Here is a 14108-nt window from a genome sequence, read left to right as displayed (position 1 = left end):
GCCGGACCGCATGGTCGGGACTGCTTATTTGAGCCGACGCGTCACCGGAGGGTGCCCGTGAACCGCCTGTTCAGCCGCCTGACGCACAGCATGCCCGCCGCGGCCCGGACCGGCGCGGTCGCCGGTGCGCTCGTCTGCATCCTTGCGGGACCAGTTGCCGCGGAGATCATCGACGCCGACGGGCGATTCGGCAATTGGGCGCTGGGCGGCCTCGCCTACAGCCTGCAGCCGCCGGCAGACAGCAGCCTCACCGTCCTCAACAGCAAGATGAGGATCGGCACCTCGCTGATCCCGCAGATCGAGGGCTACGCCAGCGTGCAGCCCTGGATCGGGCCGGGCACTGGAAGCAGCCTGACCCCGCGTGGCGCCGTGACCGGGCTGGCCGGCGGGCTGCCCGGCACGGGAAGCGCAGGTGTTTCCGGCGGGCTGGCCGGCATCATGGGCGGCGTGCTGATCGACATCCCGCTCGGCTCCTTCGTCTTCACGCCCAGTGTCGGCGCCGGCACCCTGCCCACCGTGCGGCGGGACGGCGCGCCCACCACCGAATTCCGCTCGCAGCTGGAACTGGGATATCAATTCGACAACAACTCCCGCTTCAGCCTGGGCTACAGCCGCATCGTCAATGATGCCGCCGCAGGGGATCCGGCGGCGGGAACCAACAACGTCTTTGGCTTTTATTACCGTTTGCCTTTCGGCGGCCCCTGACCCCGCCGGCGCGACAGGACATCGTGTCGCGGCGTCTGGCGGTGGGAAAACGCGCGCGGCAGTAGCGTCTTAACTGCATTTTAAACATGGTTGGCTCAAGTGGGTTCGGACCGAACGCTCCCCGGGGAACCCACCATGGCCACCAAGCGCAAGACCGCCGCCTCCGCTGCTCCCGCAACCGCTCCTTCCGCTGCCGCACCCGTGTTCGAAGCGCCGGTGGAAAGCTGGGCCGACACCATTCTGCGGACCAACTTCGCGTCGGTGGAACAGGACAGCATCGTCCTGCTGCAGGCGGCCAGCAGCCTTCTGGAATCGGATTCGCCGGATCCGGACAAGGTCAACATCGCGCTGGACCAGAACCTGAAGCTGTGGATCGCGATCAAGACCGTCCTGCTGAACGACGACTGCCCGGTCGAGCCTGAGGTGAAGGCCAACCTGCGCAATCTGGCGCAGTATGTCGTCTCCACCACCATGCTGGCGACCCAGGGCGCCATCGAGACGAGCAAGCTGGTCTCGCTGGCCCGCCTGAACATGAACATCGCCGAGGGCCTGCTGAGCGGCCAGCGCAACCGGATGATCCAGGAACGCGCCTATCAGATCTGGGAAGAGGACGGCCGCCCGGAAGGATGCGAGCAGGAGCACTGGCTGCGCGCCGAGGCCGAGATCACCGGCCTGTTCAAAGTTTAAGCTCCTCAGCCAGTTAGACGGCGGGTCGGGCGGGTTTTCGCAACGCCGCCATACCCCGCGGACATGACCGCCCGCGTCGCGACACCGTGACGCGGGCGGTTTCGCTTGGTAGGCTCGGGGCACCGTGACAGTCCCGCCGCAAACCCTCTCCAAACCGCACAAGCGCATCGACAACACCCCGCTCGGCATCGGTTCGATGCTGGCGTCGGTGCTGTTCTTCTCGCTGATGAACGTCCTGGCGAAGCTCCTGATGGATCGCTTCCCGGTGACCGAAGTGATGTTCTTCCGCAGCCTGTTCGCGCTGATCCCGGTCTGCCTGTCGATCCATCTGGGCAAGGGCTTCGCGTCCACGCTGTACACGCGCCACCCCTGGGGCCATATGGGACGGTCGCTGATCGGGCTGACCACCATGGTCGCCATGTTCTGGTCGTTCCACCTGCTGCCGCTGGGCGATGCCATCGCGCTGAACTTCGCCGCCCCGCTGTTCCTCACTGCGCTCTCCGTCCCACTGCTCAGCGAGAAGGTCGGCATCCACCGCTGGAGCGCGGTGCTGGTCGGCTTCGCCGGCGTGCTGATCATCGTGCAGCCCAGCGGCGACGTGCTGAACCTGGGGGCCATCATCGCGCTAGCCGGCGCGCTGACCAACGCGCTGGCGATGATCGCCATCCGCCAGTTGAGCCGGACGGAGCCGCCGGACACCATCGTCTTCTATTTCACACTGCTGACCACCGTCCTGCTGGGGTTGACCCTCCCCTTTTCCTGGGTCACGCCGGAGCCGATGGACTGGCTTCTGCTGGTGGCGACCGGCCTGCTGGGCGGCTGCGGGCAGCTGGCGCTGACGCGAGCCTATTCGCTGGCGCCGGCCGCGGTGGTGGCGCCGCTGAACTACACCTCGCTTCTGCTGGCGGTCGGCTTCGGCTGGCTGATGTGGGGGGAAGTGCCGACCGGCACCATGGTGATCGGGGCCGCGGTGGTGATGGCGAGCGGCCTGTACATCCTGCATCGCGAGACCCGGCGCCGCGCCACCCCGACGCAGCCGCTGCCGCCCGGCGACGGCGACTGACCACCCAAGCGCCTGTTCCGGCAACGGATTTTCGCGCCATAGTTTCGCCATTGCGCAATGATGGGCTGTACCATCGCGCCGGTGGGCAAAATCCATCGGCGGCGCCTATATGATTGGCGTGCGCAGCAGTATCGGTGGGCGGCGGCGGACCGGCTGCATTTCGGCGCGGAGGGGGCGGCATGAAGCAGAACGAGCGACGCGGCGACTCCGGACCCGGCGACAGCCGGCCTGCCGACGGCATTCGGCAGGGCGATGGCGTGCGGGAACCGCGCTTCCGACTGGCCCAGGCGCGCGCGGCGCTGTTATGGGAACGGCTTGGGCCGGCGCTGTGGGCGCCGCTGTCCGTGCTGGGCGCCTTCCTGGCACTGGCCCTGCTGAATCTGCTGATCCTGTTGCCGGGGTGGCTGCATGCGCTGGCGCTGCTGGCGCTCGCCGCGGCCTTCCTGCTGTCGCTCGTCATCGGGGTCCGGCGTTTCCACGCCCCGGCGGAGGATGAGGCGCGACGGCGGCTGGAGCGCGACAGCGGACTGGACCACCGTCCGCTGCACACCCTGCGCGACCGTCCTGCCGGCAACGACCCGATGGCCCAGGCCCTGTGGCGCCTGCACCAGGAGCGCGCCCGCGCCGCGATGCGCAGCCTCCGCGTCGCATGGCCGGGGACCGAGGTGCCGTCGCATGACCGCTACGCCCTGCGCGCCCTTGTGATCCTGGCGCTGGTGGTGGCGGGGGCCGCCGCCTGGGGCGATTGGCGCCCGCGGGTGGCCGCCGCCCTGACCCCGCGGCTGGACGGCGGCACCGCCATCGCCACGGCGACGCTCGATCTCTGGATCAACCCGCCCGAGTACACTGGGTTGCCGCCGGTCTTCCTGAAATCCGGCTCAACTGCGACCCCCGCAAACGCGAACGCCAGCCAGCAGGGAGCCAACAGGCAGGCGCCCGGCCAGCAGCCGACTGATCAGCCGGTCCAGGTTCCGCAGGGCAGCCTCGTGCTGGCCCGCGTCACCGGCGGCAACGGAACTCCCAGCCTGGAGGCCGGCGACCAGACCGGCCCGTTCGAGGCGGTGGATTCCGCCAATTTCCAGGTGCAACGGCCGGTGACCGGCGGCACCCGCATCTCCGTCACCCAGGGTGGCCGCACGCTCGGTTCCTGGCCGATCCAGGTGGTGCCGGACCGTGCGCCCATCGTCGCCCATGCCAGCCCGCCTTCGGCGGCGGAGCGCGGCGCCCTGAAGCTCGATTATGCCGCCCGCGACGATTACGGCTTGACCGAGGTGAAGGCGCAAATCCGCCTCGCCCCCGCCGTTCCGCCGGCGACCGCCATCGCACCGGACGGGACCGGGAAGAACGCGGACACGAAAAAGGCCGAGGACGCGAAGGCGGACAGCGCCGGGATGCTGGAGCTTGCGCTGTCGCTGCCCGGCATCCGCCCGAAGGAGGCGCACAGCACCGCCTTCCAGGACCTGACCGCCCACCCCTGGGCCGGCATGCCGGTGACCGTGCGCCTGACCGCCACCGACGGCGCCGGCCAGACCGGCCGGTCGGAGGACGCGGCCATCACCCTGCCGGAACGGACCTTCAACCACCCGGTCGCCCGCGCCATCGTGAACCAGCGCAAGATCCTCACCCGCAATCCGCAGGGTTCGCGGGTGCAGGTCGCCCGCGCGCTGGCCGAGATCTCCGCCCGGCCCGGCACCTATGGCGACGACATCGTCGCCTTCCTGTCGATGCGCACCGCCATCGCCCGGCTGATGCTGGATGAGAGCGCCGAGGCCATCCCCCCGCTACAGCAACTGATGTGGGAAACCGCGCTGCGCATCGAGGACGGCGGCCTGTCTCTCGCCGAAAAGGACCTGCGCGACGCCGAGAAGCGGCTGTCCGAAGCGCTGGACAAGAACGCGTCGGACGAGGAGTTGAACCGCCTGATGGACGAGTTGCAGGCGGCGCTCGACAAGTTCCTGGACGCCATGGAACAGCGGATGATGGAAGCGCTGCAGCGCGGCGAGCAGCTGCCCATGGTTCCGCCAGAGATGGCCGACCAGATGACGGACCGCAACGACCTGCAGCAGATGCTCGACCAGATGCGCGAGATGGCGCAGACGGGATCGCGCGACGCCGCGCGCCAGATGCTGTCCCAACTGCAGCAGATGCTGGAGAACATGCGCTCAGGCGCCATGGCCCAGATGAACCAGCAGAACGGCCAGCAGCAGAACCAGAACTGGGAGATGATGCAGCAGTTGCAGAAGCTGGCGCAGCAGCAGCAGCAGCTTCTGGACCAGAGCTTCCGCCAGTCGCAGGAATCGATGGACCAGCAGCAGCAGGGCCAGCAGGGCGAACAACCGCGCAACCGCCAGCCCAACCAGCGCCGCAATCAGAACGGCCAGCAGAATGGCCAACAGAACAACCAACAAAACCCTGGCAGCCCGACCCTGCAGAAGCAGGCCGAACAGCAGGAGGCCCTGCGCCGCCAGCTTGGCGAACTGATGCGCCGCATGGGCGAGCAGCAGGGCGGCGAGATCCCCCAGCCGCTGGGCCGCGCCGAACGCGCCATGCGTGACGCCGCCCAGGCCCTGCAGCGGGGCGCCCCCGGCGCCGCCGTGCCGTCGCAGACCGAGGCGATGGAACAGCTTCAGCAGGGCATGCAGGGCATGGCCGAACAGATGGCCCAGCAGATGATGATGGGCCAGGGTCCGGCCATGATGGGCCAGCAAGGCCAGATGCCGCGCCAGAACGGCCGCGGCCGCGACCCGCTGGGCCGCCGCCCGTCCGGTTACGGCATGCAGGATTCCAACGACGTGAAGATCCCGGAACAGTCGGAATTGCAGCGCGCCCGCGAAATCCTCGACGAACTCCGCCGCCGCTCCGGCCAGTACGGCCGCCCGCAGGAGGAACGCAACTACATCGACCGCCTGCTGAAGCAGTTCTGACCGGGACCTGCGGCCGAACGACGTCTCCTACCCGCGGAAATGGTCCTTGCGGTGGCGGAGTTCGGTGAAGACCTCCACCGCCGGGGCGCCGGACAGGCCGATGGCGGACTGGACGCCGGGGTCGTCGGCGCGCAGGAAGGGGTTGGTCCGGCGTTCCAGGCCGATGGTGGTCGGAATTGTCGGCTGGTTGCGCTCGCGCAATGCCGCGACCTCCTCCATGCGCTGCCGCAGGGCTGAATTGTCCGGGTCGACGGTCAGGGCGAAGCGACCGTTGGACTGGGTGTATTCGTGGCCGCAATAGACGCGGGTCGAATCGGTCAGCGACCGCAGGCCTTGCAGCGACTCCCACATCTGGGCGGGCGTGCCCTCGAACAGGCGTCCGCAGCCGAGCGAGAACAGGGTATCGCCGCTGAACAGCGTCTCCGCCGCCTCGAACCAGAAGGCGATGTGGCCGCTGGTGTGGCCGGGAACGGCGATGACGCGGGCCGTCTGCTCCCCGAACACCGTGCGGTCGCCGTCGCTCAGCGCCACGTCGAGGTCGGGAATGCGGTGGGCGTCGGCACGGGCGCCGATCACCGTGGCGCGGTGTCGGGCCTTCAACTCCGCCACGCCGCCGATATGGTCGTTGTGGTGGTGGGTCAGGAAGATGTGGCTCAGGGTCCAGCCGCGGCGCTCCAGCTCGGCCTGCACCGGGGCGGCGTCGCCGGGATCGACAACGCCGACCTTGCCGGATGCCGCGTCGCGCAGCACATAGATGTAATTGTCGGCGAAAGCCGGAACGAGAATGACCTCCACGGCAGCGGACTCCCTGCTGTTGCGATACGAAACCCGTGTTACGCTTGGGATACCATGTACACAGATATCGTCGATCTGAGGGAGTTCTACGAGTCCGGATTGGGCAGGACGGCCCAGCGGATGATCCGCCGCCGCATCCGCACCATCTGGCCGGACGTGCGCGACCAGATCGTGCTGGGCGTCGGCTATACCACTCCGTACTTGCGTCCCTTCATGGGCGAGGCGGACCGGGTGGTCGCCGTGATGCCGGCCAGCCAGGGCGTCAGCTTCTGGCCGGCGGAAGGGCCGGGCATGGTGGCGCTGGGCGACGAGGCCGACCTGCCCTTCGGCGACAACACCATCGACCGCGTCCTGCTGGTCCATGGGCTGGAGGGCACGGAACAGCTGCGGCCGATGATGCGCGAGATCTGGCGCGTGCTGGCCGGCGGCGGCCGGGTTCTGGCCGTGGTGCCGAACCGCCGCGGCCTGTGGGCGCGCGCCGACTGGACGCCCTTCGGCCACGGCTTCCCCTATTCGGCCTCGCAGCTGAAGCAGGTGCTGCGCGACACCATGTTCGTGCCGGAACGCACCCGCCACGCCCTGTTCATCCCGCCGCTGCGCTCGCATTTCCTGCAAAAGACGGCGCCGGCCTGGGAAGAGGTCGGCGTGCGCTGGTTCAAGGCCTTCGCCGGGGTGACGATGATCGAGGCGTCGAAGCAGATCTTCGCCGGCGTGTCGCGCCGGGCGGCGCAGCAGCCGGTGAAGCGCCGGCTGATCGTGCCCCTGCCGGGCGGTGCGGCCCCCGCCGCGCGAAGCGGCAGCGCCCGCATCATCACCGGCCCCGGCGGCGACCCGGCGGACGGGCAGCCCTACTCGCGGACCTGACGCAGGGCGTCGGACAACCGGCTGCCCAGCCCGCTGCCCAGGCTTCCCGCCCGCGCCGCGATGGTCTGGCTCAGCGTCGCCAGTTCGTCCAGCGTGCGCGTCACCCCGCCCAGCGTCTGTTCGGCGTCGCCGATCCGCTGTTCCGCCGCCATGGCATCCTGGCGGGAGCGGTCGAGCGAGCGGGCCACCTCGGCGGTCAGCGACGCCTGTTCGTCGATGGCGGCGGCGACGGTGCCGTTGATCGCTTGGATCGAGCCGATGGTGGAATGGATGCGGCCCAGCGCCTCGTCCACCGCAGCAGTCTCCTTCTGCAGGTTGGCGACCTGATCGGCAATCTGCTTGGTGGCGTCGGCGGTCTGGCGCGACAGGGCCTTCACCTCGTTGGCGACGACGGCGAAACCACGCCCGGCCTCGCCCGCGCGGGCCGCCTCAATGGTGGCGTTGAGCGCCAGCAGGTTGGTCTGGCTTGCGATGGCGTTGATCAGCTTCACCACGCTGGCGATCTGCTCCGCCGCGGAACGCAGGGAGTTCATGACGGTGGTGGCGCGGTCGCTGTCGGACGCCGCCTCCAGGCTGATCTCCCGCGCCTTGCTGGTGTCGCCGGAGATCTGGTCGGAGGTGGAGGCCAGCCGGTCGAGCATGCCGGCGATGGCGCCGACCGACCCGTCGACGGCCCGCGCGGCACCGGCGGCATCGGCGGTCTGGCGCAGCCCCTCGGTCCCGGCGGTGCGGACGGAGGCGACCGCCGCGTCCAGCCGGCGCCCGGCATCCGCCAAATCGGCGGCCAGCCCGCCGACCTCCCGCTCCACCCGGTCGGACAGGTCGCGCATCAGGGCGACGCGCCGGGTCTCCGCCGTCTCGGCCCGCAGGGTCGCCACCGCCCAATGACGGGCGAGGCGGGCGAAGCGGCGGGCCTGGTCGGCCGGCCCGGCGACGGCCAGCGCCCCCACCCGCTCGCCGTCCAGGTCGATGGCGATGGCGTATCCCTCGCGCATCGTGCCGCCCGACTTGGCCGCCTCCTCCCGGCTGACGGCACGCTCGTCCAACCGCCGCGCGACGATGTCGGCCGCGGCCGGGTGGCCGGTGCCGATCCGCTCCCGCGCGGTGGAGGCGGCGACGGTGCCGCCCTTGCCGATGAAGGACACGACGGCGTCCAGCTCACGGCCGATGGCATCGCAGAGATCCTGTGCGATGGTAGCGCTGATGTCCAAGGCGCTTCTCCCCTATCTTCGGTTGGTGCTTCCCGGCCCTGCCCCGCCCACCGGACGGAGAGCATCTGCCATGTTTTTGGTTATCTTCCGACACTACACGCAACATTTACAAACGCAGAGTTGAAAGAATGACGCAGCCGACCGTTCTGGTTCTTCCCGGCCTGGGCAATTCCGGACCGGGGCATTGGCAGACATGGCTGGAAAGCAGGCTGCCGGCGCTGAACCGCGTCGACCTCGGCCACTGGGACGCGCCGGAGCCGGAGCGGTGGGTGGAGCGGCTCGACGCGGCGGTCCGCGCCGCAGCCCTCGCAGCACCGGGACCGGTGGTTCTGGTGGCGCACAGTCTGGCCTGCATCCTGGTCGCGCGCTGGGCAGCGACATCCGACGCCGCCGACAAGGTGGCGGCGGCCCTGCTCGTCGCCCCACCCGACGTCGAGTCGCCGGATCGCGTGCCGGCGGTGGTCCGCCGCTTCGCGCCGGTGCCGACCGACCCGCTGCCCTTCACCGCGGTCATGGTCGGCAGCCGCAACGATCCCTACTGCGCCGCCGCCCGCGCCTGCGGCTTTGCCGCCCTGTGGGGCGCCGACTTCATCGATGCGGGCGAGGTCGGCCACATCAACGACGACAGCGGCCACGGCCCCTGGCCGATGGGCGAGACTCTGCTGAAGGACCTGCTGGCGCAGCTGTGAAGCAACCCCTTGCCGCTGCGGGGGCAAGGGTGCGACACAGGGCGCGTCGTCGCGCGCCCGCCAGCGGATTGGAGCTTATGACCGGCATTCCCATCGTCGAGGCCGCCCCGGCCAAGCTGAACCTGTACCTGCACGTCACCGGCCGGCTCGCCGACGGCTATCACGAGCTGGACAGCCTCGTTGCCTTCGCCGAGTTCGGCGACGTCATCACCCTGACCGCGGGTGCCGCGCGGGTGGCGCTGCGTGGCGCCGACCTGCCGCCGGCAGGGCCGCGGCTGGCCATCGCCGGCCCCTTCGGCCCGGTGCTGATGGGCGAGAACCCGGCCGATAATCTGGTGATCCGCGCCGCCCATGCGCTGGCTGCCCGGCTAAGACGCCAGGCCGACGTGATGATCGCGCTGACCAAGGCGCTACCGGTGGCGTCCGGCATCGGCGGCGGGTCGGCCGACGCCGCCGCCTGCCTGCGGGCGTTGGCTCGCCTGTGGGGGGTGGCGGCCGACGATCCGGCGCTGTTCGCGGTGGCCGCCGGGCTGGGCGCCGACGTGCCGGTCTGCGTCGCCGGGCGCAGCTGCTATTTCGGCGGCATCGGCGACGTGCTGGACGAGGCGCCGGAGTTGCCGGAAACCCATGTGGTGCTGGTCAACCCGAACGTGCCGGTGCCGACGCCGGCGGTGTTCAAGGCGATGGCCGCCGCAAGGGCGGCGAATGGCGCCGGATTCTCCGCGCCTGCCCGCTTCACCCGCAAGCCGGCGGACGCCCGTGATCTGGCAGCGCTGCTGCTGGAGCGGACCAACGACCTCACCGCCCCGGCCCTGACGGTCGCCCCGGTGATCGCCGACGTGCTGGCGGCGCTGGAGCGCAGCGCCGGCTGCCTGCTCCCCCGCCTGTCGGGCAGCGGCGCCACCTGCTTCGGCCTCTATGCCACGGCGCAGCAGGCGGAGGCCGCGGCGAAGGCCATCGCCGCGGCGGAGCAGGGCTGGTGGGTCAAACCGACACGTCTGCGCCCCACCCCGCCCGACGCCCCGGCCCTGCCGCGCGACATCGTCGCCGATCCCGTTGCCGCCGTCCCGCCGCCGACCGCTCCCTTCCCCGACACCGGCGGCTGGGGAGTCGGCTGACCGGGGGCGATGCGGCTCAGGCCCGCATGTAGCCCCAGCCCTCCGCCTGCGCCTCGGCGATGTCGAGGACGCCGGCGGGGACCACCGTCAGCCCCTCCGCCGACCGGCCGGTCTTCGCCAGCGTGTTGCCGCAGACGCGCAGAAGCCGGTCGGTCTCCGCATCCGGGGCATCCAGCGCCGCTGCCACCGCACCGGCATTCACCGCGATCCGCACCTCGGCGTCCGCCCGCGCCTTCAGCAGGTTGCGGGCATTGTTCCGTGCCCGCTCCAGCGCCGCCGGGGTGGGAGCATGGATGACCAGACGCAGGGGGCCGTTCGGGTGCGGGGTCATGGCGGTCATTTCCCCATGGCGGCGTCGTGGAAGGACAGGTCGAACAGCGCGTCCACGTCGACCGGCTCGGTGATCTGGCCCAACGTCTGCTGAAACGCCTGCATCCGCTTGGTGGAGTCCAGGATCACCCTGGGGTCGTCGACGAAGGTCGTCGCGTCGGAGGTCAGCGCCGCCCGCATCACGTCGCGCTCGACCAGCCCCTTGCCGATGATCTCCGTCACCAGCTCCGCCGTGCGGTCGGGGTTGGACTTGGCGAAGGCGGTGGCGCGGATGTGCAGCTTGACCAGATCGGCGACGGCGGCGCGGTTGTTGGCGATGGCATCCTCCGTCACCGCCAGGACGGCGCCCGGCTGCTTGGGGAACATGGTGCCGGCCTTGGCGATGATGGCGGCATCCTGCAGGCGCGACTGCACCAGCGTCAGGATCGGCTCCAGGATCGAGGCGCCGTCGATCGCGCCGGTCAGCAGCGCCTGCTGCAGAGGCTGCTCGCCCATGCCGACGATCTCGACATCGTCCGCACCGATCCGGGCGACTTCCGCCATCCAATAGCGCAGCACCGTGTCGGGCACCGAACCGGCCGGCAGCGAGCCGATCTTGGGCCGCCGGCCGTTGGCCGCGCGGAAGGCCTTGATCCCCTCCGCCGGGCTGGCGGCACCGGCCATCGCCTTGGCCAGCGGACCGCCGCCGATCAGCGCCACCTGATCGATGACGTTGGCGGCGACGACCTTCAGCTTAACGCCCTTCGACCGGGCGATCATCGCCGGGCCGATTCCGACATAGGCGACGTCCAGCGTCCCCGACGCCAGCGCCTGGATCATCGCCGGACCCGACTGGAAGCCGGTGGTCTGCAGGGTCAGTCCGGCATCCTTCGCCCATCCCTCCCCCGTCAGCACATAGAGCTGGGTCATGGGGATGATCGGGATATAGCCGACGCGCAAGCTGGTCGCGGCGAAGGCCGGAAGCGGCAGCGACGCGGCGGCACCGGCGGCGAACGCGCCCAATGCGGCGGCACCGGCCAGCAGCCGGCGGCGGGCGATGGGAAGGGTGGTGTTGGAACGGCTGGTCGTCGGCATTGCTGTCTCCCTTTGCCGGGCAAAGCTAGCCCGCCCGGCCGGGAAACTCAATTCACAACATCCCCAGATGACACATTCCGGCATTCAACAACGATATCTTGTTTTACTGTTCGCCATGCTGCCGGCGACGGACGGGCCGGATCAGCCACAGGTTCAGCGCAAGGCTGACCAAGGCCGCGCCGCCGATCACCGCTGCCATCGGCAAGGCGGTGCCGTTGGCCATCAGCCCGACCGCCCAGCCCGATGCCGCGCCGATGCTGAACTGCAGCATGCCCGCGAGCGCCGATGCGGTACCGGCCATCTGCGGGAAGGACTGCAGCGCCCCGGCCATGGAGTTGGCGAAACAGAACCCGGTCAGCGACATGAACAGGAACAGGCAGCCGACCAGCCCCCACAAGCCCCCCCAGCCGCTCGCCACGACAGCGACCAGCAGAATGCCGCTCGCCGCCGACAGCCAGACGCCGGTCCGCAGCATGACGTCAGACCCGAAGCGCATCACGGCGCGGCTGTTCAGCGTGTTGACGATGATCATGCCGACGATGTTCAGTCCGAACAGGAAACCGTAATTCTCCGGCTGCACGCCGAACAGCTCGATGTAGACGAAGGGCGAGCCGGAGATGAAGGCGAACATCCCCGCATAGATGAAGGACGATCCCACGGCATAGCCGAGGTAGCGGCGGTTGGTCAGCAGCGTGCGATAGGACTCCGCCAGCACCATCGGGCGCAGGCTGGTACGCCGCGTCTCGGGGTGGGTTTCCGGCAGGGTGGCGAGCGCCAGCATGGCGATGATGCCGAAGGCCGCCTGCGCCCAGAAGATCCAGCGCCAGTTCGCCCAGATCAGGATCTGCCCGCCGATCAGCGGGGCGATGATCGGGGCGGCGCCCATCACCAGCATCATCATCGACAGCACGCTGGCGGCGCGGTCGCGTTCGAACACGTCGCGGATCATCGCACGGACCAGCACCGGCCCGGCGCAGGCCCCCACCGCCTGCACGAACCGCCAGGCCGCCAGATGGCCGACATCGGTCGTCAGCGAACAGCCGACGCAGCCCACGGCATAAAGCAGGATGCCGGTCGCCACCGGGATCCGCCGGCCGAACCGGTCGCTCAATGCCCCCCACAGCAGCTGCCCGACGCCGAAGCCCAGGAAGAAGGCCGACAGCGTCCATTGCACCTGATCCTGCGGCGCATGCAGATCGCGCCCGATTTGCGGCATGCCGGGCAGATACATGTCGGTGCCCATCGGGCCGAACGACATCAGCACGCCAAGCGCCGCGATGAAGAAGGGGCTTTCGGCAGGCAAACGGGAACGGACGGCGGCAAGGCGCGCGAGCATCAGGAAATCCGAATAAGAAGGGGTGGGGAATCGGCCGGACGGAGTCCGCAGCCTTTAAGCTGATCCGTCACCCGCCTTGCGCAAAGTCCCGTCTCGTCATGGCTGCCCTGATGGGCGTGCGATGAGCCTGACCCGCGACAATCCAGGCTTTCGCCGGTTTGTCGCCCGATCCAGGGATCCGACCATTCAGCCGCGGCTTGCGGCGCAACAAAATTCTGGTTCCGTCAACGGAGCCATGGCTAGAATTGAGGTCGAGTACCGGGTTTTCCACCCAGTCGGAGGCTGTGCCATGCAGCACCCCAACCGCCGGTCGGTCCTGTCCCGCGTCGCCGCCGGGGCCACCCTGGTCCTGCTGCCGCAGCAATCGCAGGCGGCCGCCATCCGGCCGGGGCTGGTCTATGCGGCGGGCCAGAAGTTCGACAAGAGCTTCAACGAGGGCGCCTTCGCCGGCGCGGAACGGTTCAAGGCGGCCAGCGGCATTCCGGTGGTCGAATACCTGCCGTCCAATCCGGCGCAGTTCGACCAGGGTGTGGCTTCGCTGTTGCGGCGGGGCGTGACCGATCTTGTCGCCATCGGCTTCTACTATGCGACGCCGCTGGCCCGGCTGGCCCCGGCACACCCGGCGGTGCGCTTCACCCTGGTCGATGCGGTGGCGGAGGCGCCGAACCTCCGCTGCGTCACCTTCAAGGAGCAGGAGGGCGCCTTCTTGGTCGGCGTGCTGGCGGCGCTGGCGTCCAAGACCGGGACCGTCGGCTTCGTCGGCGCGCTGGACATCCCGCTGATCCGCAAATTCATCGCCGGCTTCGAACAAGGGGCGCGCCATGCCCGCGGCGACATCCGGGTGGTGGTGAACTTCGTCGGCACCACGCCCGCCGCCTTCAACGACCCCACCGCCGGCGCGGAAGTGGCGCGCAGCCAGTTCCAGCGCGGGGCCGACGTGGTCTTCGCCGGGGCGGGCGTGTCGAACTTCGGCATCTTCGCCGCGGCGAACGAGGCGCGCCGGCTGGCCATCGGCGTCGACAGCAACCAGAACTACCTGTATCCCGGCTCCATCCTCACCTCCATGCTGAAGCGGGTGGATCTGGCGGTGGACTCGACCTTCCAGGCGGCGCTCCAGGGGCGATGGAGCGCCGGCACGGTGGCGCTGGGGCTGGCGGAGGGAGCGGTCGATTACACGCTGGACGAAAACAACCGGGAGCTTCTGACCCCCGCCATGCTGGACGCGGCCGAGGCGGCCCGCCGGGCCATCGTCGCCGGCTGGATTCCCGTGGCGGACGGCAGTTGAACCCGCGGTCGATCCGAAGTCGGGGCA

13 protein-coding genes are annotated in these 14108 nt (G+C 69.8%); 8 read left to right on the top strand and 5 right to left on the bottom strand.

What is annotated here, in order from left to right:
• The first annotated feature begins 57 nt into the window (after window positions 1–57).
• From J2Y49_RS29825 to J2Y49_RS29810, 4 genes are all read left to right on the top strand, one after another.
• Window positions 58–705 carry a hypothetical protein gene (locus J2Y49_RS29825; protein ID WP_310119207.1) on the top strand — a complete coding sequence of 216 codons (648 nt, stop codon included), beginning with the start codon at window positions 58–60 and terminating at the stop codon, window positions 703–705.
• 135 nt (window positions 706–840) lie between these two features.
• Window positions 841–1392: a DUF2934 domain-containing protein gene (locus tag J2Y49_RS29820; protein ID WP_310119206.1), complete on the top strand. Its 552-nt coding sequence runs from the start codon at window positions 841–843 to the stop codon at window positions 1390–1392.
• A 124-nt stretch (window positions 1393–1516) separates the two neighbouring features.
• Window positions 1517–2455 carry a DMT family transporter gene (locus tag J2Y49_RS29815; protein ID WP_310119204.1) on the top strand — a complete coding sequence of 313 codons (939 nt, stop codon included), beginning with the start codon at window positions 1517–1519 and terminating at the stop codon, window positions 2453–2455.
• A gap of 179 nt (window positions 2456–2634) precedes the next feature.
• The gene (locus tag J2Y49_RS29810; protein WP_310119202.1) at window positions 2635–5379 is read left to right on the top strand and encodes a TIGR02302 family protein; all 2745 of its coding nucleotides are present in this window, start codon (window positions 2635–2637) and stop codon (window positions 5377–5379) included.
• A 27-nt stretch (window positions 5380–5406) separates the two neighbouring features.
• On the opposite strand, the gene gloB is transcribed toward J2Y49_RS29810, so the two are convergent.
• The gene (gene gloB / locus J2Y49_RS29805; RefSeq protein WP_310119200.1) at window positions 5407–6174 is read right to left on the bottom strand and encodes a hydroxyacylglutathione hydrolase; all 768 of its coding nucleotides are present in this window, start codon (window positions 6172–6174) and stop codon (window positions 5407–5409) included.
• Between the two features lie 54 nt (window positions 6175–6228).
• Between gloB and J2Y49_RS29800 the strand changes: the two genes are divergently transcribed.
• On the top strand, window positions 6229–7038 hold the full coding sequence (locus tag J2Y49_RS29800; protein WP_310119199.1) for a methyltransferase domain-containing protein: 810 nt from the start codon (window positions 6229–6231) through the stop codon (window positions 7036–7038).
• On the opposite strand, the gene J2Y49_RS29795 is transcribed toward J2Y49_RS29800, so the two are convergent.
• Window positions 7023–8249, bottom strand: coding sequence for a methyl-accepting chemotaxis protein (locus J2Y49_RS29795; protein WP_310119197.1), 1227 nt, complete (start codon window positions 8247–8249; stop codon window positions 7023–7025). The genes J2Y49_RS29800 and J2Y49_RS29795 overlap by 16 nt on opposite strands.
• A 128-nt stretch (window positions 8250–8377) precedes the next feature.
• Here J2Y49_RS29795 and J2Y49_RS29790 point away from each other — a divergent pair, with 128 nt between their 5' ends.
• Window positions 8378–8938, top strand: a complete 561-nt coding sequence (locus J2Y49_RS29790; protein ID WP_310119195.1) for an alpha/beta fold hydrolase — start codon at window positions 8378–8380, stop codon at window positions 8936–8938.
• A 77-nt stretch (window positions 8939–9015) separates the two neighbouring features.
• On the top strand, window positions 9016–10056 hold the full coding sequence (locus tag J2Y49_RS29785) for a 4-(cytidine 5'-diphospho)-2-C-methyl-D-erythritol kinase (protein WP_310119194.1): 1041 nt from the start codon (window positions 9016–9018) through the stop codon (window positions 10054–10056).
• A 16-nt stretch (window positions 10057–10072) separates the two neighbouring features.
• Here the strand turns inward: J2Y49_RS29785 and J2Y49_RS29780 are convergent, their stop codons facing one another.
• The 3 genes from J2Y49_RS29780 to J2Y49_RS29770 form a co-directional block, all read right to left on the bottom strand.
• The gene (locus J2Y49_RS29780; protein ID WP_310119192.1) at window positions 10073–10387 is read right to left on the bottom strand and encodes a hypothetical protein; all 315 of its coding nucleotides are present in this window, start codon (window positions 10385–10387) and stop codon (window positions 10073–10075) included.
• Window positions 10388–10392: 5 nt separating this feature from the next.
• On the bottom strand, window positions 10393–11460 hold the full coding sequence (locus tag J2Y49_RS29775) for an ABC transporter substrate-binding protein (protein WP_310119191.1): 1068 nt from the start codon (window positions 11458–11460) through the stop codon (window positions 10393–10395).
• Between the two features lie 103 nt (window positions 11461–11563).
• Window positions 11564–12796, bottom strand: coding sequence for a Bcr/CflA family multidrug efflux MFS transporter (locus tag J2Y49_RS29770; protein WP_310119189.1), 1233 nt, complete (start codon window positions 12794–12796; stop codon window positions 11564–11566).
• 289 nt (window positions 12797–13085) lie between these two features.
• Between J2Y49_RS29770 and J2Y49_RS29765 the strand changes: the two genes are divergently transcribed.
• A complete protein-coding gene (locus tag J2Y49_RS29765) occupies window positions 13086–14081 on the top strand; it encodes a BMP family ABC transporter substrate-binding protein (protein ID WP_310119187.1) in 996 nt (331 codons plus the stop codon).
• Window positions 14082–14108 lie beyond the last annotated feature (27 nt).

The organism is Azospirillum sp. BE72, assembly GCF_031455875.1.
Taxonomy (GTDB): Bacteria; Pseudomonadota; Alphaproteobacteria; order Azospirillales; family Azospirillaceae; genus Azospirillum.
Note: the sequence above shows the minus strand (reverse complement) of the source record. Positions and strands in the feature narration are given on the sequence as shown.

What these genes read in the sequence shown, in the direction of transcription:
- J2Y49_RS29820 (WP_310119206.1), top strand. Translation starts at nt 841, where the DNA reads ATGGCCACCAAGCGCAAGACCGCCGCCTCCGCTGCTCCCGCAACCGCT.
- J2Y49_RS29810 (WP_310119202.1), top strand. Translation starts at nt 2,635, where the DNA reads ATGAAGCAGAACGAGCGACGCGGCGACTCCGGACCCGGCGACAGCCGG.
- J2Y49_RS29800 (WP_310119199.1), top strand. Translation starts at nt 6,229, where the DNA reads ATGTACACAGATATCGTCGATCTGAGGGAGTTCTACGAGTCCGGATTG.
- J2Y49_RS29790 (WP_310119195.1), top strand. Translation starts at nt 8,378, where the DNA reads ATGACGCAGCCGACCGTTCTGGTTCTTCCCGGCCTGGGCAATTCCGGA.
- J2Y49_RS29785 (WP_310119194.1), top strand. Translation starts at nt 9,016, where the DNA reads ATGACCGGCATTCCCATCGTCGAGGCCGCCCCGGCCAAGCTGAACCTG.
- J2Y49_RS29780 (WP_310119192.1), bottom strand. Translation starts at nt 10,387, where the DNA reads ATGACCCCGCACCCGAACGGCCCCCTGCGTCTGGTCATCCATGCTCCC.
- J2Y49_RS29775 (WP_310119191.1), bottom strand. Translation starts at nt 11,460, where the DNA reads ATGCCGACGACCAGCCGTTCCAACACCACCCTTCCCATCGCCCGCCGC.
- J2Y49_RS29770 (WP_310119189.1), bottom strand. Translation starts at nt 12,796, where the DNA reads ATGCTCGCGCGCCTTGCCGCCGTCCGTTCCCGTTTGCCTGCCGAAAGC.
- J2Y49_RS29765 (WP_310119187.1), top strand. Translation starts at nt 13,086, where the DNA reads ATGCAGCACCCCAACCGCCGGTCGGTCCTGTCCCGCGTCGCCGCCGGG.